Source organism: Chitinophagaceae bacterium, assembly GCA_016713085.1.
Classification (GTDB): Bacteria; Bacteroidota; Bacteroidia; order Chitinophagales; family Chitinophagaceae; genus Lacibacter.
On the sequence record JADJPV010000001.1, the window covers coordinates 1,563,858 to 1,590,809 of the forward strand.

Consider the following 26,952-nt stretch of genomic DNA (forward strand, 5'->3'; position numbering starts at 1 on the left):
GAACTGCAAATTGCATTCGCAAGACTGCAAAGGCATTTCAATTTACTGCAACAGGCATTCAATTATCTGCAAATTCCATTCGCACAACTGCAAAGCGCATTCAAATAACTGCAAATAAGACTCGCTAAGACTCCAACATGCAAAACAAGAAAAACCACAAAACCGAAATAAGTCAGACAGACGAACAAAGGATGATTGTGCAAGTACAAATGCAATTAACCACAGTAGTAAGCAAGCTTAATCAGGGAATCATCCCGCAATCGGCCGTCTTCGATTGCGGGGGTCCTTTTTGTTTCTTTTTGGACAAGCAAAAAGAAAAGAAAGAACAGCAAACTGTTTTTAAAGAAGACAGCTAAAAAAATCAAAAAACAAAAAAGGGTGCAAAGCACCCTTTCATTATCATCAAATAAAATCTTTAACTGAACAAATACTCCACATCCTCCCTCGTCAAACTCTTCACAAATCCATTATCATCAGCAATCAAATCTCTTGCAAGCGAACGTTTCCGTTCCTGCAGCTGAACAATCTTATCTTCAATCGTATCCTTACAAATCATACGGTAAGCAAAGATGTTGTTGGTTTGACCAATACGGTGTGTACGGTCAATCGCCTGTTGTTCAACAGCCGGGTTCCACCAGGGATCAACGATATATACATAGTCGGCAGCCGTTAAGTTTAAACCCACACCACCCGCTTTTAATGAAATTAAAAACACACGTACTTCTTCATTGTTCTGAAATTCCTGTACCGCTTTTTCTCTGTCGGCAGCAGACGTGCTTCCATCAAAATAAAACAAAGGAATATTTAACTCTTCCAGTTTATGTTTAATGAGCGCCAGCATTCCCAGGAACTGTGAAAACACCAATGCTTTATGATTACCCATATTCTCTTCCAGCTCTCTTGCAATTTCATCGAGCTTGATAGAATGGTTGGGAAATTTTTCTGTTTCGTTTAAGATAGAAGGTGAATCACAAATCTGCCGCAGTTTCATCAATCCCTGTAAGATCGTTAATTGCGATTGACCAATACCAACATCTTCAATGGTACCCAGAATTTTTGAACGGTATTCATTCCGGTAAGCATCATAGATCTTACGCTGATCGTTTTCCATTTCACAGTACAGAATGGTTTCTGTTTTTTCCGGAAGATCTTTCGCTACCTGTTCTTTGGTTCGGCGGAGGATGAAAGGAAATAATAATTTACGTAAATGATCTTTTTGTTCTTTCTCACCAAACTTATCAATGGGAGTAGCAAAATCGTTACGGAAATGTTCTACACTGCCCAGCATACCGGGGTTGAGAAAATTCATCTGCGCATAAATATCAAATGTATTGTTCTGCAAAGGAGTACCGCTCATGCAAATGCGGTTCTTGCTTTTCAGCAAACCTGCTGCTTTCGCAACCTTGCTGTTTGGATTTTTAATTGCCTGGCTTTCATCTAAGATCACACAATCAAAACCCTGCTCACTTAATAATTTTATATCGCTGCGCAGTGTACCGTAGGTTGTAATGATCACGTTAAACTGATCAAACTGTTTTTTATCTCTTGTGCGTTGTGCTCCATGATGAATATGATAGGTTAATTCAGGAGTAAACTTCTTGATTTCATTTTCCCAGTTATACATCAATGTTGTAGGGCAGGCCACCAACGCTTTTAAATGTCCGTTCTTTTCACGCAGATGATGCAGGAACGAAAGTGCCTGGATGGTTTTACCCAAACCCATATCATCGGCAAGTATTCCACCCCAGCCAACTTCACTTAAAAAGTTGAGCCAGTGAAATCCGCTTTCCTGGTAAGGACGCAGGATGGGCATTAAATGTTTCGGCGGATCAATTTTTTTGATGTGTTTGAATTCACGCAGACGTTCATACTTTTCTTCCAGCTCAATCATCAGCTCAGCTTCATCTCTGTTTTCGTACAACTCATCAATAACGCTGATATGATATTTTGATAAACGCAGTTTGTCGTGTTTGTTTTCACCCACACGGAACAGCATAGAATATCGTTTAATCCATTCTTCAGGCAACACACCCAATGAACCATCAGCCAAATGCACCAGTGTTTGTTTGTTGGCCAGGGCTTTTTTTACTTCAGCAATACTTACCTGCTGATCGCCAAACACCACATTCACTTTTGCATCAAACCAGTCAACACCATTGCTGATATAAATCTGTGTTTTTGGTTTGGATGTATTGAAACGGAAATTCTTCAGCACATCCCATCCTTCAACGGGAACCTTCATTTCCTTCATGGCATCCACAAACAAAAAGAACCAGTTGTTCTTTAACACTTCTGCACCTTTCAATGCAAGCTGTGTTCCGCCTTCAGGTTTAATAAACTGTGAGTGCAGTTTTTCAACCTTACCAATGAATTCGTTTTCTTTTTCTTTGTTGCGGTTTACAATGACCAAACCATCTTCACTTGGAAGAATGATTTCATCTTTATCGCTTGGTCTTACTTTATATCCTTTGTAACTGAAGGTAGGAATCATCACCAGGTATTCGCCACGCTCCTGCAACTGCAAGGGTTACTTCCGGCTCCCCCGATTTTACTTCTTTGATCAATGCTTCATCAAACTCCACATGATATTCCCTTGCAATCTTCAGCGCTTCTTTTTCAAGAAAGGAAGGAAGATCAGTGTTACCGATCAATCGGTTATTGTTATTGGCGAAATCAATGGCATGCTGTGCATCTTCCTGCTTCTCCCATGTTCTTGCTTCATCATTCAGGAAAAAAATCAGCGGACTGTTCCAGTCATTATCATGCACATCAACAGGTGCGCCGTTTATTTTTACTTTACAGCTCCACTCCCATTTATTTTTTTTCTGTGTTAAGGCAAAGAATGGTTTTAAGAAAGTACCGGATGTTGAAACAGGAACAAGATTTTTTGTTTTAAACTCTTTTCCTTTCGGCAGAAGTAAAACAGGTGAACTTGTTTCTGCAAATAATTTCTGAATACGTGGAAGAAGATATTCCAGCATCAGTGTTTTGGTATCTTCCGGTAAATCATCTTCATCCTGGTGAATAATATTTTCCCAGATGCCCGAGAAAGGAGAGTTGCGGTTTACAAACTTGCTGATCTCCGCAGGCTGCAAACGACGCAGCAGTTGCAGCAACAGCTTATCATTTTCAGGAAAGTCTTCTGTTTCAATAAACTTGCTTACATCTAATTTTTCAACCACACCAATATACTCTGCACCGTCTTCATTGGTTTCACCTTTCACCACATCAATACTGAAATAGGGAAACTGTTTGGTGTTATTGTTTAATACAATTCCCAAACGCTGACTGGGTTTCAGATCAACAGCCACTTCCACTTCGGGTTCATTTGTTTGAGTAAAGAAGGGCTCTGGTTTTTTGATGGTGGATGGTTCTACTCTTTTTACACCGGGATCAAGCACACGTAAAAAAGGTTTTCCGTCTTTATAAATAAATTCAAATTTCTCCTGCCAGTTATCAGTTAAGGAATAACCATAAATGCCGAGCAGCTTTCCTTTTTCTTTATCCATGTTGCGGATGCTGTCGAAATACATCGGCCCGTGTGAATTCATGAGTTGAATAAACACAACGGCTTTATGTTCACAGATGGCATGTGCGCTTTCGGCACAGTTGCAGGAAGTATCAAAATTACGCTCGTCATTTTTCTGAATAGTTACCGGCCAGGCCTCACCATTCATGATTACTTCGGCTTTTACACTTTCATCTTTGGCAGAAAGAATAGAGGCTTTGTTGGTACGCAGAAAAATTTCCGCATCATCCAGTGCAGCTGCAGCTGTTAATGAACGGATTGTTTTCAGCTCAATGTTTTTCATTTTCACAACGGTGTGCCGCTGATCATAGCGCAGATCTTTGATGCCGAGAATATTCCTGTCAACTAAATCCTGTAACTGAAACAGTGAAGCAACTTCGTGCCTGCAGATATCGCCTAAATTATACGGACAGCTGCAACGCACATTCATGGCGTTGGCATCCTTATACTTTTGAATATAGACTTTGTAAAAAGTAGCATAGGAATCATCTCTTACACGGAATACAACGGTGCCCATCAATTCATCGTGTTCAACCAGTTCGGCAAAGCCAATGGCATGAATTTTTTTTCCACGACGGACTACTTCTTCGGTTCCATGATTATAAGCAAACTTCAACAGGTGTGGTAACGCCATTCTCTTCTCTGGATTAATTTTTTTAAGCAGCCGTTGCGAAAGGGCCAATCTGCAAAAATAAAAGGATTCTATTCACATTTCCAGAGAAAAGATGAAAGAAATAAAAACATTGCTGCGACAAACAGAATACAGAAAAACTAAGCTATCTTTAGTAGTTTTTCTTTCCGGAAATTATTTCCCCGCAATCAGCATTCCATCTTTATAAACCGGCAAAACATTGGCAATGTCTTCTGTTAAGCAGAAGCGGATATCTTCAATCAAACCATAGCGGTCTACAAGGCGATGATAGTGTGTAAGGTTGGGTGAAAACCCATAGAGATCGTCTTTCACCAGCAGGTATTGCTGTTCAGCAGTTAAGGAACTGTCGCAATGAATAGTGAACTGTTCTTTAATACGGTTAATGACTGCGCCTGCAAATAAAGTGTCTTCTAAATTATACCTGTCTTTCCATCCGGCACAACCAAGAATTACATTTTTATTCTGGAAAATCACAAACAGCAGAAAGGTTTGGAAAGGAGCCGGTGATAATGGTATCAGCTTTATTATCCAGAGCCATGTGGAGCAATCTTGTTCCATTGGTGGTTGTAAGAACAAGTGTTTTACCTGCAACAAATTCTCTTGAATATTCTAAAGGAGAATTACCATGCTTTAAACCTTCGGCAATTTTTCCATCACGTTCCCCGGCAGAAATGCCATCAATTTTTTTTCCGATTTCTACAGCTTTGGCAACTGTATCAACCGGTATTACACATTTAGCACCGTTAAACAATGCAGAAGAAATGGTTGATGTTGCACGGAATACATCAATAATTACAACAACGGCATTGTTGAGATCATACAAATGCAAAAGGGCCGGCGAAAGACAGGTATAGAGCGATGGTTTTGTACTCATAATGTAAGTAGCAAAAATAATGAAGTACAGCGAATGAAGCTAAATGCAAAAAAAGAATGCAGAAACATGTGCCGGAAAGACGGTAAGAAAGGAAAAGAAGAATTTTTATTCCCGTCTTCCCGGCAAAAAATATTTTTTGTTCAGTATAAATTTTAACGGCTGCCTAAAACCAGTTTGCCTGAAACAGGCTGATTACTGTCAACAACCCTGTAACTGTACACCGCTCTTGGTAAATGCTGAAAATCAAATTGTGCCCGGCCGGAATTTATTTGAGTTGAAAAAACAACCTGACCTGTGTTATTGTAAAGTATAAACTGTACAGGTTTATTTGAAGCTGATTTATTGTAAACATAAACAGAGCTTCCCGCCTGATCGGTCCATACATCCCATTGTTTACTTTCTTCACCTTTTACAAATACAACAGAGGAGTTTAATGAATGACCACTGAGATCTTTTTGAACAAGACGGTAATACCAATCGTACGGTCCGGCAGTTTCATCCTTAAACAAATAGGATTGTGGTAACAGGGAAAGCTCTTTGCCTTTCACAAAACCAATCGCTTTAAAATTCTGTGCGTTATCGCTTCGCTCAATAATAAATCCATCGTTGTTAAGCTCCTGCACAGTGTTCCAGGAAAGTTCATTAAAAGCCTTGTTGATTCGTTTTGCTTTTAGTTCTCCCAAAGTAATTGGCAGAGTAAGACAACTGCCACCCGGAACCGCTGTCATTGGCGAACCCGAACCGCCGGGATCAAAACAGGTAGCTGCAACTGAATAAGTTAATTTATCTGTTGCAGCTAAAATATCATTGGCGGATAAAATTCTTGAAGTTGCGCCATTTGCAATTGCAAAGTGCATCACTTGTCCGGAAGCTATGACATGTCCCAAACCAACAGCATGTCCCAGCTCATGTAATGCCACTGATTCAAAATCGTATTCTGTAAAGGAAGGAGTTGCTGTTCCATATTCCCAGGTTGTACCGGCGGTGGGCACATCTCTGAATGCGATATCAGCATCTGATAACCACCAAACCGTATTCTGCAAATTACAGCCACCAGTTGCTGAGCCGGAAAAATTACTTGTACAAACAGCAAGGGTTCCTGCCGAAATGGATGGATCAAAATAAATACAATTGATTCCATCTGCCGTAGAAGATGCAACAGCTGTTGTTCCGGCAGCCCTGAAGTTTACACCTGTTTCACAACGCCAGGAAACAATGGCACGGTTAAATGATGCAACAGCTGATGTGTTTGCTGCAAAAGCAGTATTGAACTGAAAGGTATATCCTCCAAGTGTATTGAGGTTACGTAAATAGTAACGCTGACGTGTTGAGCTTCCAAAACCGCTGAAAGTACTGTTGATTGCTGTATGGGCATATTGAACAGTAAGATTAGATGCAGAAGTAAATACGCCGTTTACATTGATGGGCCCGGTTCCTGCACGGGATGCAACTTTCACCGTAATACTTGCATCGCTCCACGAAAGAACATCACTTGCTACACCTGAAGATGTAAAGGTGGCACCACCATCATCTGCATTTGTAAAAAAAACAGTTCCGGCTGCCGCACCAAAACCACTGCCGCTGATCGTTATCTGATCACCCGCAACAATGGTTCCTGCTCTTGTTGTGGTTGGTGAAAAAGAACCAATAGCAGTTATACCGCCGGGCTTATTGCTGATCGGTTGCTGCGGTCTTGCTTTAAATAATTCTCCTTTTGGTGTGAATGCTTTTTGCCCGGTGATGTTTTGTATTTTTTGAAACAGGGTTTCTTCATTTTGTTTCGGCTGATCCAGTACATCAACATATTGTTCAAATGATTTTACCAACGCACCCTGTGCATCTGCATAAGCGATTGCCTGAATGGCAGAAGGCTGTTGTATTCTTAGCTGTTTGTTTTCAAATTTTGCAGGAGCTGTTTGAAGAAATAAAACATATTCTGTCCGGTTCTCCATTTGAAGCGAAGGATTGACAATTGTTGCTCTGTCTTTGTATATACCACCGTTGGTAATAACATAAACAGAATTTGCAGTCTGCTGATTTTTTAACCAGGCAGTTACTGAAATTTTATTGAGTGTTAATACCTGCATGGTTGATGAATCAAGAAAGGTTTCTTTTTCAACAACCGTTCCCAGAATAACAGATTCAGCATTGCTGACACGTTCCTGTAAGGAAACAGGATACATCATACATTGGGAAAAAACAGAGCCCGAAAAAAAAGAGAAAAAAATTACAAGCGTAAGCAGTGTGGATTGCTTTGGTTTCATCTGGATATTATTTGGTGTACAAGTTTAATCAATAAAGTTCTTTTTGCCTAAAGAATCAACTTGTTTTTTGCGAAAATAGATGGTTTAACCGAGCAGAGCTTCCCATTTGTTGCTTTCTGCATACAGCCGGATTGTTTTATTTCTTTTTTGAATAAGCGACTTCATGTATCCCGTAAGATAAAAACGGTTGACCACCTTGCCCAGGTATCCATGAGGTGATTCAAACGAAACCTCATCGATCATGATTGTGCCGTTATCAATTTGTTTGAAATGATGTTTGTGTGCATAAGAAACAAAATCACCCTTGCTCATTACATCTTCAAAATAATCAGGCTTTTTCATGTCGGTAATTTCCACCGTCATGAATCTTGTTTTAAATAAATGCTTTGCTTTCCATGTTACAGATTCTCCCTGCTGTATTAAACCGGATGTAATGCCGGCAACAGCTTCTTCTTTATGATCCTGCTGCGAAATTTTGTGCAGACCGATATGACGGCTGAGATTAAATACAATATCTATGGGAGCAGCAATAAATGTGGTTACATGAATGGATGGCATTGGATTTTATTGAGTGATGAATATCCTGCAATGTTTATACCAATATATGAAAAACCCAGCCCAGTCTGACGCCATCGTCTGAAGGAGAGAGGGTTAGGCTACAAAAAAGGAACCGTTACAACCCTTGCTTTCAGCAGCTTATCCCTTACTTCTACAAAAATTTCCGAATCAAAGTCAGCATGTGCCGTTGCCACATATCCAAGGCCGATTGCTTTTTGCAGGGAAGGTGATTGGGTTCCGCTGGTAACTTTCCCGATTTCGTTTCCACTGGCATCTTTGATTTTGTAATCATGACGTGGAATACCACGGTCGATCATTTCAAAACCAACCAGCTTGCGTTTTACCCCTTCTGCTTTTTGCTGTTCAAAAATTGTTTTTGAAGTAAAGTCTTTGCTGAATTTGGTGATCCATCCCAAACCGCCTTCTAATGGAGAGGTTGTATCATCAATATCATTACCGTATAAACAAAATGCTTTTTCCAAACGGAGCGTATCTCTTGCGCCAAGTCCAATTGGTTTAATACCAGCTGATGCGCCTGCTTCAAAAATGGCATCCCAGATTTTATCAGCAGCTCCATCAATATCTTCGAAATAAATTTCCACACCACCTGCACCTGTATAACCTGTTGCACTCACCAGAACATTTTCAACACCTGCAAATTTTCCTTTGGTGAATGTGTAATATTTTAAGTTGAGAATATCCATATCTGTCAGTGGCTGCAAAACTTTTGTTGCGTTCGGCCCCTGGATAGCGAGCAGACATGTTTTGTCGCTGATATTATGCATCTCAACATTCTTGCTGTTGAATTGCTGAATCCAGTTCCAGTCTTTTTCAATATTGCTTGCATTCACCACCAGCATGTATACTTTGTTTTCTTCAATACAATACACGAGCAGATCGTCCACAATTCCGCCTTCTTTATTTGGTAAGCAACTGTATTGTGCTTTTCCGGCTGTAAGCTTTGAAGCATCATTGGTTGTCACACGCTGAATTAAATCCAGCGCATGTTCACCTTTCAGAATAAACTCACCCATATGACTTACATCAAACACGCCAACACTGTTGCGAACCGCAGCATGTTCGTCATTGATGCCCGTATAAGAAATGGGCATATTGTATCCTGCAAATTCAGCCATCTTGGCGCCAAGAGCAATGTGTTTCTGTGTAAAGGGAGTTGATTTCATATTCAGTTCTTAAGTGATGGTTGCAAAAGTAAATGAAGGAAAGGATTGATGAAGAGAAAAGTTTTTGGAGAAGAATACAAAAGGATTTTAAAGATAAACCGCCAGTTGATGACAGGTTTGTTTGTCAAACGGAACGCCAATATTTTAAATCGAGATTTACCCTTGCCACATTTTCTTGTTTCGCAATAATAAAAGCCTGACTTTGGTATATCTCACTTAAAGCAGGAGTTAAATGTTTTATATTAATCCATTTTGGCAAATGTCCGATTGAGTCAATAATTAAACCGTGTGCAACTTCTTTGTCAAGCGGCACTTCCATAAATTTTACTAGCAGATTAAAGTCATCAAAATTACCTGGCAATGAAAAACGAGTAGAGAAAAACTTGCTGTAAACAACTTCCCTTAAAAACAAATTCAAACCTTTTCTTGCTGCTCCCCAACTTTGTGCTGTATCAGGAAAAAGCGATAAAATATGGGAAGTGTGTCCGTCTAGAAAACCTCTATATTGAGTTTCATCAACCAAAGATTTTATAAAGTGTTCAAGGTTAACTTCTTTTTCAAAATACTCTCGAAGAATTTTTATAAGTCCACCTGAACCTTGATTTCGAATTGCTGAAGCACCAATAGCAATTTGTGAAAGCCGCCTATGTAAAAGCTGATAAAATTGTTCTTCTGTCATTTTTTAATGGCGTGTCTGGTAAGGTTACAGCCAAATCAAAAATAGACGAAAAAATTCTGTGCCTAAAAAACTTTCGATTGCATATCTCTTAGGAAGTAAAATAACCTGCTAATGATCCACACTCACAATTCTTGCAATCTTCCATCCTTCAGCAGTTCTTTTCCAGATATGAATGAACTTGAATGTGCCGCAATCGGGCTTGCCATTTTCAGTATGACAAAAACGGTGTGATGCAATCTGTACTGCTCCGTAATTGGGAACAGGAAATACTTCCATGTCTTCTTTTACAAGCGTTCTTGTTAAATCGCCACCCCTTGCAAAATTGGTTTTAAATACATCAATATTAAAGGCATAATCGGTAAGACCTGACTTATCATGATAAAATTCCAGGTCTTTATCGAAGTACTTAATAAAGGCTTCGGTGTTTTTTTCATTGAAGGCTTTAAACAAGATACTGTCGAGATGAAAAATAGTATCATACAACTCTTTTGATACCGGAGACTTTTTTTCTTTGGCAGATTGTGCGACAGCAGCGGATAAGCTGAAAAGAAATACTATTGCGGAGAAGAATAAAAGTTTAATGCGAGACATAAAAATAGATTTATTAATAAAAAATAGTGTTGTTGAACCCGCCCCTAAGTCCCCTCCCAGGAGGGGATTAAAAAAAGCCCCTCCGTTTTTTTCAAAACATCGGGGCCGTTGGCTGTTCCAACTTTAACCAAGGTTACAGTGCATTTACCGTCATAGGTAAAAACGGCCCGTCACTGTTTGTATTTAATTTCTGTACAATCTGCTTCGTGTTTTTCTCTGGTGCTTTTGGTGAAGCAGGAGTATAACGGTAGCGATTGGTATCAACATCTTTTGCTTTCTGTTTTAATTCCTGTTCTTTTTTATCCAGTTCAGATTTCTGTTCCTGGATATTTTTCATTTCTTCATCAATTTGCTCCTGGTCTTTATCGTTTGATTTGATGTTTTTATCTTTTCCATCAACCCTTTGCAAACCATCGGCTGTCATGATATAATCTGTATCCTGATCATACTGGAAAGACATATCAACATCAAATTCATAATCCCTGTCATAGTCTTCATCCCAATAGCGGTTGTTGCGGCCACGGTTGATGTGTACATTGAAAGGATGTAATTTGTTTGAAAGCGATTTGTCGAAACGAATTTTACTGCCAACAGGAACATTGATCACCACTAATACTTTCTGTCCACGGAACTTGCTGACTTTGTCAATTGCAATACCATTTCCAAGATCAAGCACACTGTCTTTATAGTTTGTGTTGAACGCTATTTTACCGGCTTTTGTTTCTGCATCAGTCCTGTTCTGCCCGTAACTGTAACGGATTGTTTTTACACTGTAAGCAGAATCTTCACTTTTTTCAATACGTACTTTTATATTGCTGATCCACAAAGTATCATCATTTACATCCCAACCCTGATCATCAGTGTCGATCCAGGAGTAGTGACCGCTGTAACGTAAAGCAGGTTCTGAAACTTTTACAAGCATTTTTTTAGCAGCAGGCTGTGTAACAGGAATCGATTGTTCAACCCGTTCGTATGATCTGAAGTTTTTGAAAACACTTCCTACCAGCATAATTGCACAGATCCATCCAATGGTCCAGAGACTTCCGAAGATCCATCCGAGATAACTGTTTTTTGAACGGATACCGAAAATGCGGCGGATCGTCCAGATAAAAAATCCAATTACGGGAACGAATAAGAAGAATATCAACGTGCCCCATACTGCGAAGTTCTGACCTGCACCTTCAAAGAAGAAATCTTTCAAAGGCCAAACGGCAATTCCACCCATTGTAACAGCAAACAGGGCTACGAGTAATGCAAATGCAATGATGATGGCAATAAAGAGAAAGAATGCTTTAAATAAAATACCTATTGCGTTGCCAATTCCGTTACCTGCATTTCTTGCAACAGGGCCGGCTTCAACAGCAAAGGCTTTACTTTTTGAACTGATTTCTTCACTCATTCGTTGTGCACCTTCACTGATTGTTGCACTCATTTTCTGTGCACCTGTTTTTATTTCTTCACTCATTTGTGCTGCACGTTCTTTTACAGTGCTGCTCATTTCTCCCTGTACAGTATTTTTAATACTGTTTACATCAATCTTTTCACCACGCATCTGTAATTTATCTGTGGCACTGCTGGCCAATGGTAACACGATCCATAACACTACATAGGTTAAAAACAGGGTCCCGCCAAATCCTCCAAAAACAAACCTTGGCTCAAAATCAAAATTAAACCACATGTTATGGAACACAGAAGAGAAAACACCCAGGATCAATGGTAAACAAAAGATCACACGGGGTATCCACACGGGAATATTGAAATAGTTAGCAATACCACCTGCTACACCAGCCACTACTTTTTCATCGGGGCTGCGGAACAGACGCTTGCGCACATTTGTTTTGAGATCTCTTACCGGAAGAATCACCCACATAATAATATAGATCAGCACACCTGCACCAAAACCACCGAATGTGATCAACGCAAACAGGATACGAACAATAGAAGGATCTATTTTTAAGTTGTGAGCAATACCACTGCACACACCACCTAAAATTTTATCATTGGCATTGCGGCTTAAACTTCCTCTTGGTTCATCGGCTGTTGCATAAGCAGATGAAGTTGCTGACGATTTGCTGCTGCTGTGACCGTTTCCGTTACCTGCTGTACCGGGTTCATTATCCAGTTCTTCAAATTCTTCCACACTTCCCATGCTGCTTGTAATGCTGCTTACACTTGCTTCGGTAATACAAGTTGCACCTTTTTTCAGTTCTTCATCAAAGAGCTCGGCAATACGATCTTCAATATCATTGATGATCTCGTCTCTGCCTTCTTCATTGGCAAAGTACCGGCGGAGGCTCTCGGTATATTTTTGCAATTGTTCAAAAGCGGCTTCCTCAATTGGAATCACCCGGCCTTTGAAATTTATATTAATTACCTTTTTCATAATAAAGACAGTTTAATGGTTAAAGTGGGTTTTCAGATTCCGATGAAGGGTGAACCTCAATTGTTTCGCCTGTAACTGTTGCATTTGACCTGCCGTTCTGTTTGGTTACAGCTTGCACTGCTCCCGACATTTCGTTCCAGGTTTGTTCCAGCTCTTTGTAGAAGGCTGCACCTTTTTCGGTTAATGAAAAATATTTGCGGGGCGGGCCGCTGCTGCTTTCAATCCAGCGATAGGTGAGAAAGTCGGCGTTTTTTAATCGGGTAAGAAGCGGATACAGGGTTCCTTCGAGGATGTTAAGGTTTGCCTTTTTCATTTCCTCAATAATGTCACTGGGGTAAACTTCGCCCCGCTTGATAACGGAGAGAATGCAAAACTCCAGTACTCCCTTACGCATCTGGCTTTGTGTGTTCTCGATATTCATAACCTGAGGAGTTTTTTTTGATTCGATTTGTGTTGATGGCAAACAATATTAAGAGAGCTCTTCCTGATTCTGTTTTCCACTTTCTACAAACCTTAATTTCATTGACAATACAAATCTATGTATAAATTCAGTACTATGCAACACAAAGTACCATCTTTTTTTTAGTAGTTGGCAGAAAAGGATAGTGATTTTAAACAAATCAATTGAAATTCAATCATTTAGTTTTAAAACTATTTTTTAAAATCGAGAAAATTATTTTTGATTCGCTGAAAAAATATAGACGAAAGAGCCAAAAAAGACAAATATGAACAGTTTTTAGTAGTTGTCATGGCTAAAGCCTACACCCTGTTAATGATTTAACCCCAGCTTTAAAGCTGGGGTTATGTTTTTAAGAAAGATGGCTTTAGCCATGATTTATCAAAGAGGGGGAAAAGAATCAAAACCAAGAAAATGATTGATGAAACACCTGCCAGCTTATTTTTCTAATTTTTCAAACGGCTTTTTCAGCAACATCAGCACATCCTCGTCTTTATCTTCAGGGTAATACCGATCAAGCCCGTACCGAACCTGTTTAATATCGAGACTTTTAAACGTTCCCAGTAAACGATCCCAGATAGAAAAAACGGCACCGTAATTACTATCGGTATAAGGTTGTTTCCAGTGATGATGAATTTTGTGCATGTTGGGAGAAATAAGGATAAAGCTTAAGGCCTTGTCAACCGATACGGGCAAACTTATATTGGCATGTGTGAATGCTGTTGCAATAACTACCAGTGTTTGATAAATCATAACACTGTACATCGGAGCACCTGAAATAAAAATGAGCAACAGAAAAAAGATACCACGCAATAAACTGTCGCCAGGATGATGACGGAGACCGGTAGTTACATCAACATTGGTATCGCTGTGATGAATGAGATGAAAGCGCCATAACAACGGAACCTTGTGCATTACCACGTGAACAAGCCAGCTGCTGAAGTCGAGTGCCAGTACTCCAATGAAAATGGTTGCAATGATATTTGCATTGGTCCAGTACGTAATACCAAAACTGTTTTGCAAACACCAGTCAGATAATTTCACTATCAGAATTGCAAGAAACGTATGAATGATTAAATGAATAACGGTGAATACAAAGTTGACACCTGCATGGCGCAGTTTAGTTTTTTTATATTTTAACGGAAACAACGGAATCGCTCCTTCAATGATCCAGAAGAGCAGTAATCCGCCAACAAGAATAGCCATCCGTTCAAGCGGACGTTGTTCAAGGGTTTGAAAATGTTCAAGCAATTCGTTCCACATATAACATGATGATTAAAGGGAAAAGTTACGAAGGAAAACCTATTCGTTTTCTTTCTTTTCTGTTACAGTTTCAAATTCATGACGGCAATCAAAACAATGATAAACTTTACCACCTGCCATTGCATAATCGCCAATAAAGAAAGTAAAGATAGCACTAACCCAGTTCGACGGTTTTCTGTTGGTTACAATATATTCTACATTGAGTGAGCCGCAGTTGGGGCAGGCTCTGTTCTCTTTTTCTTTGTTCATCATGGTACGCAACAGATCAGCCGCCCGTTCCTTTTGTGTTTCGTGTACCATGAGTTTAATACCGCCGATGGCATTGCTTAAGATGGGATCAATCGTAACCGTGTTTTCATCTTTCAGCCAGCAGCTGATTCCCTCTTCCTGTAATTGCATCATGCGGAGGTTGGCATTAATATAATTATCAAAGGAGAAAATGATGATGTAGCTCATGATCATGTAAAATAAAAAATCCCGCTCTTTCAAGCGGGACTTTCTTTGTTCGTATTGGTTTCTTCGTTCGTTATTGATTCAACATCAATGGCATTACCAGCATCAACACATCTTCACCATCGTTTTGTTCGGTTGGTTTAATCAAACCGGCTTTGGTTGGAGTACTCAGTTCCATGCGTACTTCGTCTGTTTCAACGGCAGTTAACATTTCTACTAAGAATTTTGCATTGAATGCAATCTGCATATCCTCTCCATCGTATTGACATTTCATCCGTTCGTTTCCTTCAAAACTAAAATCAACATCCTGCGCTGCCAGTTGCAACTGGCTTCCGCCAATGCTTAATACTACCTGGTTGGTGCTTTTGTTACTGAACACACTTACACGGCGCAAAGCACCTGCCAGATCGTTGCGGTTGGCAATCATATTATAAGGATTGTCAGCCGGAATCACTACTTTGTAATCAGGGAATCTTGCATCAATCAACCGGCACACCAGCTCTGTTGTACCATGCACAACAAAAAGATGGTTGCTGTTATAAGAAAGAGTGATTTCGTCGTCTTTATCGGGCAAAGCTGTTTTTAATAAGTTCAATGGCTTTTTTGGAACAATAAAATTTTCACTTTTTGGGCAGCTTACATCAGTGCGTCTGTAACGAACCAAACGATGGGCGTCAGTTGCAACAAATGTTAATCCTTTTTTATCAAGTTCAAAATACACACCCGTCATTGCAGGGCGCAGATCATCATTACTCACTGCAAACAAGGTTTTGTTGATGGCAGTAACCAATGCAGAAGAAGTGGTTGTAAAAGAAGTGGTATCATCAGAAACCGGTTCTTTCGGAAAATTGTCCGGATTTTCGCCCATTACCTTATACTTACCATTATCGCTGGTAATTTCAACACCAAAATTCTTATCAATATTAAAAGTCAGTGGCTGATCGGGCAGGTTTTTTAAAGTATCCATCAAAATACGGGCAGGGATACATACCCGTCCGTTGTCTTTTGCTTCAATATCCATGTGGATCTTCATCACTGTTTCCAGATCTGTTGCCACCACGGTCAGTTTGTTCTTGTTGATCTCAAATAAAAAGTCTTCGAGAATCGGCAACACAGTATTGGCGTTGATAACACCATTAATCTGCTGCAGTTGTTTCAGTAAAGCTGATGACGAAACGATAAACTTCATAACTCAGTTCTGATTTATAGCGTGGAAGGTAATGAATAATTACCTGTTAAAGCTGCAAGATAAGGGTTAAATTATCAACTTCTTTTTTCAACCTTTTGTACATTCACCCTCTTAAATAAAAGGAGATGCTGGATAAGTTATTCGGATGGGGAAAGAAAAAAGAAACACCTGAAGCGGTGGCTCCCCCGGTTATTTTTGGCCGCTACAGCGACAACAACAAAACCCTGCAAAAGACACAAAGCTGGACAGATGCTGACAATCTCTTCAAAGAGAAAAAGCATCATGAATGTATTGCCACTTTTTTTAACTACCTGCGGGATGATGCTGCACAGAATGTAAGTTCAGCAAAAAACGGAGCTGAGTATGAATTCAGTTTTTACCAGGGAAGCAAGATTGTTCGTGGCAGGTATGATGATAAAAGACTTACGGCAGAAGTGACACTGGCAAAAATGCCTTCACCTTCCGTACCTGTCATGCGCCGTTTACTGGAACAGAACTTTAACTTGTACTACAGCCGGTATGCATTGGAAAACGAACGGCTCTGCATGCGTTTTGATACAGATCTTGAAACTGCCAATCCCAACAAGCTTTATTATGCGTTTAAAGAATTAGCCACCAGAGGCGATAAACAGGACGATTTGCTGGTACAGGATTTTGCCACCTTGCAAACGCTCGATACAGATCATGTTGAAACAATTCCTGATGCAGAGAAAGAAGTAAAGTATAAATATTTACTTCAATGGATCAAAGAAACCATTGATGTGGTGGAACCGCTTGATGCCGAAAAAATGAGCGGAGGAATTGCTCACCTCTTACTTAATCTCGCCTACCGGATTGATTATTTACTTGTGCCGGAGGGCAGGCTTTTATACGACCTTGAAGATTTAGTGACCATGTATTTTGTAAAGGACGAAAAACCGGTTCCTGAAAAAAACAAGGCAATGCTGAATGCATTTAAAAAGGTGCAAACGAAAACAAAGGACGATGTGTTTCCTTACCTGTTTCGAAGCAAGCATACATTCGCCATTACCATGCCGCAAACACAGAAAACAATTTCTGATACGATTTTTGGTGCCAATCAGAACATGGCCTGGTACAGGGATAACGACTATCCGTATATAGCCCAGCAGGTAAGTGAGTATGGATTTGGATATTGCCAGTATAATTTCAGTTTACCAAAGCCAATTACAGAAATGTATCTCATCTTAATGAAAGTGTGTTATTCTGATTTCTTTAAAGAACTTGGCTTTAAAGATGAACTGTACAACAGCAGCACAAAGCAGTTTAACAGGGAGCTGATTTAACCAAAGATCAATGCTATCATACAGCAGTGGGCAGAAAAATTTCCGCCGATCACTTTTAAGACAGAAAACCTGAAGTATGATTCGTTGATGAGTTTCACATATTCCTATACTGCAGAAGTTGAGTTTGTAAATACAGAATCCAAATAAAAACCGCTGATGTTGTGATACAAATGATGGCCATGATCTTGCAAAATTAAAGTGCTGACTGATGATAAAACCTGAGTACAAATATTCTGAAATAACAGAAAGAATCATTGGTTGTGCAATGAGGGTGCACAGCAAGATGGGGAATGGGTACAGAGAAGTGATTTATCAACGATGCCTTGCCCTGGAGTTTGAAAAGGAAGGATTGTCGTTTGAAAGAGAATTTGAAATAAGTGTTTATTATGGAGAAAATATTGTGGGAAAACGAAGAGTGGATTTTCTTGTGCAGAATGTAATTTCTGTTGAATTAAAAGCAGTAGTTGAATTGGATAATGAAAACCTGAACCAGGCTTTGAATTATCTCGAAGCCTATAGAAAAGAAGTTGGATTATTGATAAATTTTGGAGCAAAAAAATTTCAGTTCAAACGACTTATTAATTCTAAACTGTAATATCGATTAAACGAATCGCTTAATTAAAACATCATTAAAATCATTTCATCAATGCCATCAACGGTCGAGATAGTGGATAGTTATAAAGATGCCATCATCCAAATAGCCACACAAACAGGAACAGGCACCGGTTTTTATTTAAAACAATACAACCTGATTGTAACCAATAATCATGTAATAGATGGAAATGCAGAAGTTACCATTGCAGGGAAACAGTTTGAAAAAATTCTCAGCCGTGTATGGTATACCGATCGTAAACATGATCTTGCTTTTTTACAACCACCGGCCGTTAATTTACCCGAAATAAATTTAGGAGAATATCAACGGTTAAAAGATGGTGATCCTGTAATTGCAATCGGTCATCCATACGGATTGAATTATACAGCTACACAGGGGGTAATTTCAAAAGTTGACCGTGTACGGGAAGGATTGAAGTATATCCAGATTGATGCTGCCATCAACCCCGGCAACAGCGGCGGACCATTGGTTAACATGAGCGGCGAAGTAATTGGTGTAAACACATTTGTGATTCGTGGCGGAGATAATCTAGGCTTCGCTTTACCGGAAAATTATTTGCGAACTGCATTACAGGTTTATTTGCCGCATATCGGCAAACCATCAACACGTTGCCATGCCTGCGAGTTTTTGGTATTACCTGAAAATCTTGACAGCGGAAAATATTGCCCCGCCTGCGGAAGTGAAGTAAAGCTTCCTGAACTACCGAAAGAAGAATACGAACCGGTTGGTGTTGGTAAAACCATTGAGAATATTTTAAAGGAACTGGGAAAGGATATCAAGCTTGCACGAGAAGGCGCCAATATATGGAGTGTAAAAGAAGGCAGCGCAAAAATTATCATTCGTTACAATCCTGAGAATTATTTTATAGCAGGCGATGCGTATTTGTGTTTGTTACCAACCGATGCATTAAAAATAAAACCACTGTACCAGTATATGCTGCAGGAAAATTATAAAGGAGAAGGGTTGGTTTTAAGTTGTGTGAATCAAAATATTGTTCTCAGCCGAATCATGTACGATCTTGATCTGTTGCAGGAAAATGGTGTTCGGGTATTCAAAAACCTGTTTCAGAAAGCAGACAGCTATGATGATGTATTGAAGAAAGAATATGGTTGTCTGGAAAGAATAGAGGAGTAGTTATTTAACCGCTAAGATAGCAAGCAAGGTATGCCATACTTATCTTTATTTTAATGAATTTCAAAATCCTGTAAAAAGTATGGCATACCTGTTAACTTCTGAGAAGCAAAGCTATTTCTTCAGGAACAGTTACTTTTGCGCTTTCTATAAACAGGCATTTCATGAAATTATCTCATCTCTCCGAAACATTAGTTGGCTCTGAAATTGTAAAGCTTGGTAACCAGATCAAAGAACGTATCCGTTTGGGTGAACGTATTTATAATTTTACAATTGGCGATTTCGACAGCAGCGTGTTTCCCATTCCCAAAGAACTGGAGAATGAAATTGTTGATGCCTATAAGAATCATTTCACCACTTATCCGGCAGCAGAAGGTGTTCTTGATTTAAGACAAAGTGTTTCTGATTTTTTAAAAGAGCGTGAAGGGCTGGAATATGGAGTGAATGAAATTCAGATTGCATCAGGTGGCCGTCCGCTCATCTATTCTATCTTCCGTGCAATTGTTGATCGTGGAGATAAAGTAATTTATGCTGCTCCCTCCTGGAACAATAATCATTATACCCATTTCACCGAAGCACAGCATGTAATGATTGAAGCATTGCCTGAAAATAATTTCATGCCAACAGCAGAAGAAATTAAACCGCACCTGAAAGGGGCAACCTTGCTTTGCTTATGTACGCCGCAAAATCCTACCGGCACCATGTTTCCCAAAGCAGAGCTGGAAAAGATCTGTGATTTAATTCTGGAAGAAAATAAATCAAGAAATGTCAATGAGAAAAAATTGTTTCTCATGTTTGACCAGATGTACTGGACATTAACCTTTGGCAATAATGAACATTATAACCCGGTTAGTCTTCGACCGGAGATGAGAGAGATCACTGTGTTTGTTGATGGCATCAGCAAAGTATTTGCAGCAACAGGAGTTCGTGTGGGCTGGTCCTTTGGTCCTGAGCTGATCATTTCAAAAATCAAAGCAATTCTTTCGCATGTGGGTGCATGGGCACCAATGGCTGAACAGAAAGCGACTGCAAAATATTTATTGCAAAAAGAAAACATCGATCGCTACCTCGTCAATTTCAAAGAAGAAATCCATTACAGACTGGAGGAAATTGCAAAAGGATTTATGCAGTTAAAAAAAGAAGGATTCAAGGTTGATGTGCTTGCTCCGCAGGGAGGGATTTATCTTACCATTAAAGTTGATCTGACGGAAAAGAAAAAAACAGATGGTACAATACTTGAAACACAAGCCGACGTTACACAATATTTACTGGAAGAAGCAAAGCTTGCAATTGTTCCCTTCACTGCATTTGGTGCTTCAAAAACTTCTCCCTGGTACCGCTTAAGCGTTGGCACCTGTAAAAAAGAAGAGATCCCTGAATTTTTAGGAAAGCTGAGGGAAGCGATGCTGAAGCTGAATTAATAGAAACACAGATGAGGCAGATTTAAACGGATAGCTACGGATTGTTTATTTAGTGATTATACACAGATGTAAATTAGATCAGCTCTCATCCGTGTCATCAGCGTTTCTATCCTCATCTTTTTATCCTGAAAACTTTATTCTTATCAGCAATCAGCAATTGCCCTTCATATACAAGCTCAACAGCAGTTCTGCTGCAGCATTCGTTTGTGCAGAACCATTTTACAACAATATATTGGAGCGGTTCACTTTTAATCTGAATCGCCATTGTATCGCTGGCTGTCATTGTCCGCATGAGATTAGAAGAACTGTCTGCAAAGGTTGTGATCTGTCTGTATGGAGAATTTGATTTTACAAATAATTTTACATCAGCCGGTGTAAGCGTTGGGTTGGCTCCAAAGATCAAATCCTGACCTGTTGTTTTGTCAACAATGGAAAAGCTGAGGTTGCTCCAGAAAGCAATACACATCATTTCGGCACACATAGGCGTTGGTCCGCAATCATACCTGTTTTCTTCCTGTTTTTCGCAGGAAGCGAACAGCAGGCAAAAAGCCAATAGGGGAAATAAAATCCTGTTCATACCTTCATGACCCATAAAAACAAAACCGCTGCATGCATATTGAAGCTATCCGTGAATATTGTTTATCAAAGCCCGAAGCCGAGGAAACACTCCCTTTTGGACCGGATGTTTTAGTCTTCAAAATCAACAACAAGGTTTTCCTGTTATTACCGCTTGATGGAGAAGACCTGCGAATTAATGTGAAATGTGACCCTGACCTTGCACTTGAATTAAGAGAACAGTATCCCTCTGTGCTGCCCGGTTATCACATGAATAAAAAACACTGGAATACAATCATTGTTGATGGCTCTGTTTCTTTTAAACTCATTAAAGAATGGATCGATCATTCGTATGAACTGGTGAAGGGAAAGAAGAAAAGTAAGAAATAATTGTAAGGATGATTATGCGTTGGAATTTTTACTCAACAAGGCTTCGACAAGCTCAGCCTGACAGCCTGCTGTCACATTGAGCTTAGCCCGCCCTGAGTTTTTCGAAGGGTCGAAATGTTGACAGGCTTAGCACCAATGCTGAGAATAAAATCAACGGCTCATCAACAAAGAACTAAACCTTCGGCAGCTTATATCCATTATGATAGCTGCTCAGTAAATATTGCTGATTGATGGCTTCGTCTGTAAATTTTCCTTTTGCTTTATCCCAGTTTAATTTCTTTTTGCTGCGGTAAGCAATATTTCCCATTTGAGAAACGGTTGCTACATGAGCACCGGCTTCAATAGGGCAATGCAGATCTTGATATTTTCTTGAACGGACAGCGGCAATAAAATTTTCCCAGTGTTTATTTAACCCGTTGTCAACAGATTTGGCAAAAGGCACCAAAACTTTATGTTCGTTCTTTTTCTCCTCTATTACTTCCCATCCGCCACGGTTCAGCACAAGAGTTCCATTATTACCAATGAATGCAATACCATGATCACGGTTATAATTACCATTGCCGATACCAACCGCATGATCCCACACAATATTAAAATGATCAAATTCATACAGGGCCATTAATGTGTCTGGCGTTTCATCTGCTGAATTTGGCATTGCAAAGTTTCCGCCAAGTGCAACAATTGATTTGGGAACCTCTGCTTTCATTCCCATCAATGCATATTCCATTAAATGCACACCCCAGTCAGTCATTAATCCTCCTGCATAATCCCAGAACCAGCGAAAAGTAAAATGATAACGGTTTTCATTAAAGGGCCGCATTTGTGCCGGACCTAACCAGCTGTTATAATCAACTCCTGCAGGAACAGGTGAATTTGGTTTTACTGACAGCGGCTGTTTCCAGTCAACATAACTCCACACTTTGGCTGTACGGATATTTCCCAGTTGTCCGCCATGCACAAAATCAATGGCATCTTTAAAATGCTGCTGACTGCGTTGCCATTGCCCCGCCTGTACAATTTTATTGTAACGTTTTTGTGCGGCAACCATCCTGTTACACTCAATGATGGAGTTGCCAACAGGTTTTTCTACATATACATCCTTACCTGCTTCGCATGCATGAATCATCATCAGTGCATGCCAGTGATCGGGTGTGCCAATGATCACTGCATCAATATCTTTCTGATCGAGAAGTTTCCGGTAATCGCCGTAAGTTTTTATTTTAGAAATATCTACATTCTTTTTACTCAATTCGCCGAGCCGCCTGTCAATAACATTCTTATCAACATCACACACCGCAACAAGATTTACACCGGGAACATTTAACGCTGCCATTACATTACTCCAGCCCATTCCATTAATACCGATGGCACCAATATTTACCTGGTCGGCAGCAGAAAAACGATTGCGGAAAATGGCGAAAGCTTTATTATCAAAAGCAGGAAGAAGAATACTTCCTGCTGCAAGCAAAGCAGAGTTTTGCAAAAATTTACGGCGGGCAATCATGGCTGTTGTTTTATTGATACAGAAAGATAAGATTTTTTACTTCTGTAACAACAGTCTCCCAAACATCAATTACTTACTGGTGAACTTTGCAAAAAAGTAATAAGCTAAAAAGCTCACCGAAATACTGAATGCCATGGTTGCCAGTGAATGAATCCCCAATGGTTGTGTATAATTTACAATCATTAGTCCGCCGCCGATACCCGCTAAAATGCAGACCCATTTGATAGTTGTAAGCTGATCGTTTTTAGGCGTTGTCTGCAACAGAGAAGAAGCGGCGCTTTCAGAAACACCTTTGTCGATGATTTTATGTTTCATGCGGTTTTCAAGAAACATTTTCAGAATGTTTACAATAAAAACCATAAAAAGGATGACGACAAAAATAACAGAAATGGTGTTGAATATACTCCTGTCGAATTCACTTTCTCTGTGCTGGGCATTTGCAAGGAAGGCCGTAAAAATCAATGCTGCTGTTGAAACTATTTTTTTCATTTTATATTTTGTTTATAGATGATGAGACGAATGACTTGTATTTATGTTGCAGTTTTTTAATAGAAATCAATGGCTTTCATTTTCTGCTGATACGTTTTATACTGATCAATACAAAGAAAAATAAGCAGAACCACTACTGAGACTACCGTTAAATAAACAGCGAAATTGCCTGCACTGCTGAACAGTTCAATCAGGTATGCCCTGAAGAAATAAAGCATTGCGCCTGTTATAGTAATTATCACAAAAGAAAACAGGTAGATGAAAAAATCTTCCGGAAGCAATTTTGGTTTAGGCGATGGCTGCAGTTGTTTTACCACTAGTTCAGAAAGATCAAAATCAAAAGCAGGAACGTCCTGTTCGCCAATGCCTGTAAATAATAAGCGATAGGTTTCAACGGCTGCTTTACAATCTTCGCAGAAATGCACATGTTCAGCAATGGCTGCATCACAGTCTGCACTGTTCAATGCATATTGCTGTAGTTCATCATCGGTAAGATGTTTTGTATTCATAAATCATCTTTTTTATAAGTAACTAATAATTCGTTCTTCAGCATTTTTCTTGCACGGAACAGATAGTTTTTTACTGTTCCATCGGGCAGGCCCGTTATCTGCCCAATCTCTTCATAACTCATTTCTTCCTGGTGATATAAACTGATGAGGGTATTATATACAGGAGGTAATTTACTGATGGCTGTTTTTAAGATAACCGCTAATTCCTTTTTGTGAATCATTGTATCAACTGTAATTGCCGGAGAAGTTGAAAGAAATTTACCGGCGAACCAGCCATCATCTTCGGCTTCATTTCCTTCCGGCCCATCACCCGGCAGGAGCAGTTTTTTCTTCCGCAGGTAATCGAGACAGGTATTGTAACTCACCTGTGCAACCCATGTACTAAGTTTTGACTGAAAGCTGAAGGAAGGAAGTTTCCGGTGAACCTTCAGATAAATATCCTGGGCAATGTCTTTCCTGTCTTCAGAATTGCTGATCATTTTAAAAACGATCTGTGCCACCAGTCTTTCCGTATGCCGGATAAGCTGGGTATATGCATGCAGATTGCCATCCAGCACCTGCTGAACCAGTTCCTTATCTGCCGGAATATTCCTGTTGCTGTTCGTCACTTGTCAAGTTAGACGGGTGAGTGAAAAAATTGTTGCAGTAAAGGTAGAAGCCCTTTTTTGAGAAAGAAAAGAAGAAAGGCAACTCATGGAGAAGAGAGCTGTTGACCTGAACGTAATGGAAGAAAAAGAATAGAAGCTCTGAGGGATGTTAAGTTGCTTTATCGTTGGTGTTTCTCACCAGGCCGATGCCTGCAAAAAAGAACATGGAACCAAGCACATCCGAAACAATAATAAGTTTAATATTTCTTGTACTTGATCCACCATTTAAAAAACTGATGGCAGAATAGATGACCCCGGCTATTCCAAGGATAGATAAAATAATTCCCAGTATTCGTTTTTCCATACCTGTTTTTTTACAAGGTAAGCTGATTCAACAGCAGTATATCCGAATGTGTGAATGTTGTAAAAAGGGAAGGGAATTGTGTAAGAGTTGGTGTAATTGTTTGATAACTAATATCGTTAGTTATGGGTTGAAAAGGCTGTGGTCTATTCTATACATAGAACATAAAAGAAAAAGACTATCAGAGCTAAATCTTTTTCAGGAGTAGGTAGGGACAATTTGTTAGACACATATGTATACAGCCTATATGGCTGATTATCAGTCGGTTTCGGAAAAAACTTGTTTAAACTTGTTTAAACTTGTTTAAAACTCATTTAAAACAACTCCCAGGCCCCATAGCTGGTGCTTTTTATTTTCTTATCAATTCTTAATGAGCTTAAAAAATTTGTGACTTTATTTTTTCTTTGGTCATCAGTAAGAGTAGCCGAGAGCTTTGGAATAATTAAATTATCTATAGCATTTCTTTTCGTTTTTCCAAACCGTTTAAGATATTCCAAAATCATCTCTTTAAAGTGCGCATCATCAAAACTCCGATTCGCAATATATTCAGCTTTTAAACCTTCATTGTTTGTAGGTTCAATTACTTTGAACGAAAGATAAATGTTTGGTCTTCTTCCTTCAATAAAACCAAGTTTTTTAAGATATTTATATTCATCTTCTGAAATATGTTTTCTTTTTTGAACCTTATCCAGTACTATTATATCTTCTAATTTAAGATCAGGGTTTTTAACTAAAATACGTGCAAAATCTTCATTAAGTATTTTTCCTGTGATAGTAACCTTTACTTTTCCGTCTGTGAAATCATAATCAGGCATTGGAAAAAACCGAAGTCGTTGAAAATTGAAAATTTTCCGAATACCCCCACCTTGCGTTTCAATCATATCAAGGTTTTTCATAGCCTCTACTAAGAAAGGATTTCGATAAACTTCTTCAGGGGTATCTTTTAAAACAACCTCTTCAATAGATTTTGGAAGAAAAGAACCGTAATTGGAAAAGACTAAATGATCGTCTTCGAACTCAACTAAGTTTATTCTTGCGCTTTTTGTATAATCCTGATGAGCAATAGCATTATTGAGAGGTTCCCTAATACTAAAAGGATCATAACGCAACACCTCGTCAGGAAACAAAGTACCACTTCTTAAATATCTATATTTAAGATTCCTGACTTTTTTAAACACCTCATCAACAGTAAGAATAAGCGGGATGGAAAAAATTTCAAAATCTTTGTCTTGATTCTCGACTGTTTTAAGATTCCAGCGAATTTTTACAAAAGATCCAAGGTAATGTTCAGACTCCTCCTTACCAAGAAGAATAAGCGTCGTTCGTGTAATTTTTTCCTTAATAGTTAGCTTTGCTTTATCTAAAAATTTTACATTATCCCAGTTATCAACCTCATCTTTATATTTTGGGTTCCTTTTTTTGAACTCGAAACGTGCTTTTTCAATAGCCTTTTCTTCTAAGTCATCAATATTTGCTTCTGGGATAACTACTGCAGTCCAATCCTCTGATATTCTAACTTCCCCTAAAATAGCTTCCAATCTGGATTGTGTCATTTCAACAAGACTGTCATTAATGCGTTGCCATAATTTCTTGTGAGCATATACAGGTAATCGATACAAATGCTTTGGAATTTGAAAAACCCAAACAATTTTATGTGTGTCAGTAGTTTTGTATTCCTGAACATCAAACCCTTCTGAACTTAGATTTGGGCAATCAGAAATAATTTTAATTTTTACGTTTTTTGAGTTATAGGAATGAAAGTCTTGAATGCCAACTATATTAAGGGTATTATCTTCTACCCCAATAATTAAATGCCCACCCTTCATGTTTGCAATTGCAGAAATATAAGAAATGACATCATCGCTTTCTCTGCCAGATATTTGATGTTTTAATGACTTAAATTCCTTCCACTCACACTTTTCATTTTCCTGTGGGTAATTATTTTTTAAAAAAATATGCAGTTCTTGTTCGGTCATATTAGTATTATATCTTTTACAAACATCCGAAAGTAT

General features: G+C 39.1%; 22 protein-coding genes and 3 pseudogenes. 6 read left to right on the forward strand and 19 right to left on the reverse strand.

The window, feature by feature from the left end; all coding sequences use genetic code 11:
• Positions 1–137 precede the first annotated feature (137 nt).
• On the forward strand, positions 138–356 hold the full coding sequence (locus tag IPK31_07635; GenBank protein MBK8087815.1) for a hypothetical protein: 219 nt from the start codon (positions 138–140) through the stop codon (positions 354–356).
• A gap of 59 nt (positions 357–415) precedes the next feature.
• On the opposite strand, the pseudogene IPK31_07640 reads toward IPK31_07635, so the two are convergent.
• The 12 genes and pseudogenes from IPK31_07640 to dnaN all read right to left on the reverse strand — a co-directional run bounded on the left by IPK31_07640 (position 416) and on the right by dnaN (position 16,076).
• Positions 416–4,163 (reverse strand): annotated as a pseudogene (locus IPK31_07640) (DEAD/DEAH box helicase).
• Between the two features lie 171 nt (positions 4,164–4,334).
• Positions 4,335–5,055 (reverse strand): annotated as a pseudogene (locus IPK31_07645) (2-phosphosulfolactate phosphatase).
• 152 nt (positions 5,056–5,207) lie between these two features.
• Positions 5,208–7,319 (reverse strand): matrixin family metalloprotease, encoded by a 2,112-nt coding sequence (locus IPK31_07650; protein MBK8087816.1) that lies wholly within the window; start codon positions 7,317–7,319, stop codon positions 5,208–5,210.
• An 84-nt stretch (positions 7,320–7,403) separates the two neighbouring features.
• On the reverse strand, positions 7,404–7,877 hold the full coding sequence (locus IPK31_07655) for an SRPBCC family protein (GenBank protein MBK8087817.1): 474 nt from the start codon (positions 7,875–7,877) through the stop codon (positions 7,404–7,406).
• A 98-nt stretch (positions 7,878–7,975) separates the two neighbouring features.
• Positions 7,976–9,061: a glycine cleavage system aminomethyltransferase GcvT gene (gene gcvT, locus IPK31_07660; protein MBK8087818.1), complete on the reverse strand. Its 1,086-nt coding sequence runs from the start codon at positions 9,059–9,061 to the stop codon at positions 7,976–7,978.
• 124 nt (positions 9,062–9,185) lie between these two features.
• Positions 9,186–9,740 (reverse strand): hypothetical protein, encoded by a 555-nt coding sequence (locus IPK31_07665; protein ID MBK8087819.1) that lies wholly within the window; start codon positions 9,738–9,740, stop codon positions 9,186–9,188.
• A 108-nt stretch (positions 9,741–9,848) separates the two neighbouring features.
• The gene (locus IPK31_07670; protein MBK8087820.1) at positions 9,849–10,331 is read right to left on the reverse strand and encodes a nuclear transport factor 2 family protein; all 483 of its coding nucleotides are present in this window, start codon (positions 10,329–10,331) and stop codon (positions 9,849–9,851) included.
• A gap of 133 nt (positions 10,332–10,464) precedes the next feature.
• Positions 10,465–12,714, reverse strand: coding sequence for a PspC domain-containing protein (locus IPK31_07675; GenBank protein ID MBK8087821.1), 2,250 nt, complete (start codon positions 12,712–12,714; stop codon positions 10,465–10,467).
• A 19-nt stretch (positions 12,715–12,733) separates the two neighbouring features.
• Positions 12,734–13,135, reverse strand: a complete 402-nt coding sequence (locus IPK31_07680) for a PadR family transcriptional regulator (GenBank protein MBK8087822.1) — start codon at positions 13,133–13,135, stop codon at positions 12,734–12,736.
• 474 nt (positions 13,136–13,609) lie between these two features.
• Positions 13,610–14,434, reverse strand: a complete 825-nt coding sequence (locus IPK31_07685; protein MBK8087823.1) for a sterol desaturase family protein — start codon at positions 14,432–14,434, stop codon at positions 13,610–13,612.
• A gap of 39 nt (positions 14,435–14,473) precedes the next feature.
• The gene (locus IPK31_07690; protein ID MBK8087824.1) at positions 14,474–14,890 is read right to left on the reverse strand and encodes a DUF2007 domain-containing protein; all 417 of its coding nucleotides are present in this window, start codon (positions 14,888–14,890) and stop codon (positions 14,474–14,476) included.
• Between the two features lie 70 nt (positions 14,891–14,960).
• A complete protein-coding gene (gene dnaN / locus IPK31_07695; GenBank protein MBK8087825.1) occupies positions 14,961–16,076 on the reverse strand; it encodes a DNA polymerase III subunit beta in 1,116 nt (371 codons plus the stop codon).
• A gap of 125 nt (positions 16,077–16,201) precedes the next feature.
• Here dnaN and IPK31_07700 point away from each other — a divergent pair.
• From IPK31_07700 to IPK31_07715, 4 genes and pseudogenes are all read left to right on the forward strand, one after another.
• Positions 16,202–17,527, forward strand: a pseudogene (locus IPK31_07700) (hypothetical protein).
• Between the two features lie 61 nt (positions 17,528–17,588).
• Positions 17,589–17,975 carry a GxxExxY protein gene (locus IPK31_07705; GenBank protein MBK8087826.1) on the forward strand — a complete coding sequence of 129 codons (387 nt, stop codon included), beginning with the start codon at positions 17,589–17,591 and terminating at the stop codon, positions 17,973–17,975.
• 51 nt (positions 17,976–18,026) lie between these two features.
• Positions 18,027–19,127 (forward strand): trypsin-like peptidase domain-containing protein, encoded by a 1,101-nt coding sequence (locus IPK31_07710; protein MBK8087827.1) that lies wholly within the window; start codon positions 18,027–18,029, stop codon positions 19,125–19,127.
• Positions 19,128–19,288: 161 nt separating this feature from the next.
• Positions 19,289–20,545 (forward strand): pyridoxal phosphate-dependent aminotransferase, encoded by a 1,257-nt coding sequence (locus IPK31_07715; GenBank protein MBK8087828.1) that lies wholly within the window; start codon positions 19,289–19,291, stop codon positions 20,543–20,545.
• 112 nt (positions 20,546–20,657) lie between these two features.
• Here the strand turns inward: IPK31_07715 and IPK31_07720 are convergent, their stop codons facing one another.
• Positions 20,658–21,122: a hypothetical protein gene (locus tag IPK31_07720; GenBank protein ID MBK8087829.1), complete on the reverse strand. Its 465-nt coding sequence runs from the start codon at positions 21,120–21,122 to the stop codon at positions 20,658–20,660.
• Between the two features lie 32 nt (positions 21,123–21,154).
• Between IPK31_07720 and IPK31_07725 the strand changes: the two genes are divergently transcribed.
• Complete coding sequence (locus tag IPK31_07725; protein ID MBK8087830.1) at positions 21,155–21,490, forward strand: MmcQ/YjbR family DNA-binding protein; 336 nt, start codon at positions 21,155–21,157, stop codon at positions 21,488–21,490.
• 172 nt (positions 21,491–21,662) lie between these two features.
• Here the strand turns inward: IPK31_07725 and IPK31_07730 are convergent, their stop codons facing one another.
• The 6 genes from IPK31_07730 to IPK31_07755 form a co-directional block, all read right to left on the reverse strand.
• Positions 21,663–22,994, reverse strand: a complete 1,332-nt coding sequence (locus IPK31_07730) for a Gfo/Idh/MocA family oxidoreductase (GenBank protein ID MBK8087831.1) — start codon at positions 22,992–22,994, stop codon at positions 21,663–21,665.
• 69 nt (positions 22,995–23,063) lie between these two features.
• Complete coding sequence (locus tag IPK31_07735) at positions 23,064–23,483, reverse strand: hypothetical protein (protein ID MBK8087832.1); 420 nt, start codon at positions 23,481–23,483, stop codon at positions 23,064–23,066.
• 56 nt (positions 23,484–23,539) lie between these two features.
• Positions 23,540–23,992 (reverse strand): hypothetical protein, encoded by a 453-nt coding sequence (locus tag IPK31_07740; GenBank protein MBK8087833.1) that lies wholly within the window; start codon positions 23,990–23,992, stop codon positions 23,540–23,542.
• Positions 23,989–24,600, reverse strand: a complete 612-nt coding sequence (locus IPK31_07745; GenBank protein ID MBK8087834.1) for a sigma-70 family RNA polymerase sigma factor — start codon at positions 24,598–24,600, stop codon at positions 23,989–23,991. The genes IPK31_07740 and IPK31_07745 overlap by 4 nt, the downstream gene beginning before the upstream one ends.
• 148 nt (positions 24,601–24,748) lie before the next feature.
• Positions 24,749–24,943 carry a hypothetical protein gene (locus tag IPK31_07750; protein MBK8087835.1) on the reverse strand — a complete coding sequence of 65 codons (195 nt, stop codon included), beginning with the start codon at positions 24,941–24,943 and terminating at the stop codon, positions 24,749–24,751.
• A 311-nt stretch (positions 24,944–25,254) separates the two neighbouring features.
• Entirely contained in the window at positions 25,255–26,916 is a 1,662-nt protein-coding gene (locus IPK31_07755; protein MBK8087836.1) for a putative DNA binding domain-containing protein, read from the reverse strand.
• Between the last annotated feature and the right edge of the window lie 36 nt (positions 26,917–26,952).

Bases quoted from the DNA above. Each gene is read 5' to 3' on its own strand.
- IPK31_07635 (MBK8087815.1), top strand. From the start codon at position 138: ATGCAAAACAAGAAAAACCACAAAACCGAAATAAGTCAGACAGACGAA.
- IPK31_07650 (MBK8087816.1), bottom strand. From the start codon at position 7,319: ATGAAACCAAAGCAATCCACACTGCTTACGCTTGTAATTTTTTTCTCT.
- IPK31_07655 (MBK8087817.1), bottom strand. From the start codon at position 7,877: ATGCCATCCATTCATGTAACCACATTTATTGCTGCTCCCATAGATATT.
- gcvT (MBK8087818.1), bottom strand. From the start codon at position 9,061: ATGAAATCAACTCCCTTTACACAGAAACACATTGCTCTTGGCGCCAAG.
- IPK31_07665 (MBK8087819.1), bottom strand. From the start codon at position 9,740: ATGACAGAAGAACAATTTTATCAGCTTTTACATAGGCGGCTTTCACAA.
- IPK31_07670 (MBK8087820.1), bottom strand. From the start codon at position 10,331: ATGTCTCGCATTAAACTTTTATTCTTCTCCGCAATAGTATTTCTTTTC.
- IPK31_07675 (MBK8087821.1), bottom strand. From the start codon at position 12,714: ATGAAAAAGGTAATTAATATAAATTTCAAAGGCCGGGTGATTCCAATT.
- IPK31_07680 (MBK8087822.1), bottom strand. From the start codon at position 13,135: ATGAATATCGAGAACACACAAAGCCAGATGCGTAAGGGAGTACTGGAG.
- IPK31_07685 (MBK8087823.1), bottom strand. From the start codon at position 14,434: ATGTGGAACGAATTGCTTGAACATTTTCAAACCCTTGAACAACGTCCG.
- IPK31_07690 (MBK8087824.1), bottom strand. From the start codon at position 14,890: ATGAGCTACATCATCATTTTCTCCTTTGATAATTATATTAATGCCAAC.
- dnaN (MBK8087825.1), bottom strand. From the start codon at position 16,076: ATGAAGTTTATCGTTTCGTCATCAGCTTTACTGAAACAACTGCAGCAG.
- IPK31_07705 (MBK8087826.1), top strand. From the start codon at position 17,589: ATGATAAAACCTGAGTACAAATATTCTGAAATAACAGAAAGAATCATT.
- IPK31_07710 (MBK8087827.1), top strand. From the start codon at position 18,027: ATGCCATCAACGGTCGAGATAGTGGATAGTTATAAAGATGCCATCATC.
- IPK31_07715 (MBK8087828.1), top strand. From the start codon at position 19,289: ATGAAATTATCTCATCTCTCCGAAACATTAGTTGGCTCTGAAATTGTA.
- IPK31_07720 (MBK8087829.1), bottom strand. From the start codon at position 21,122: ATGAACAGGATTTTATTTCCCCTATTGGCTTTTTGCCTGCTGTTCGCT.
- IPK31_07725 (MBK8087830.1), top strand. From the start codon at position 21,155: ATGCATATTGAAGCTATCCGTGAATATTGTTTATCAAAGCCCGAAGCC.
- IPK31_07730 (MBK8087831.1), bottom strand. From the start codon at position 22,994: ATGATTGCCCGCCGTAAATTTTTGCAAAACTCTGCTTTGCTTGCAGCA.
- IPK31_07735 (MBK8087832.1), bottom strand. From the start codon at position 23,483: ATGAAAAAAATAGTTTCAACAGCAGCATTGATTTTTACGGCCTTCCTT.
- IPK31_07740 (MBK8087833.1), bottom strand. From the start codon at position 23,992: ATGAATACAAAACATCTTACCGATGATGAACTACAGCAATATGCATTG.
- IPK31_07750 (MBK8087835.1), bottom strand. From the start codon at position 24,943: ATGGAAAAACGAATACTGGGAATTATTTTATCTATCCTTGGAATAGCC.
- IPK31_07755 (MBK8087836.1), bottom strand. From the start codon at position 26,916: ATGACCGAACAAGAACTGCATATTTTTTTAAAAAATAATTACCCACAG.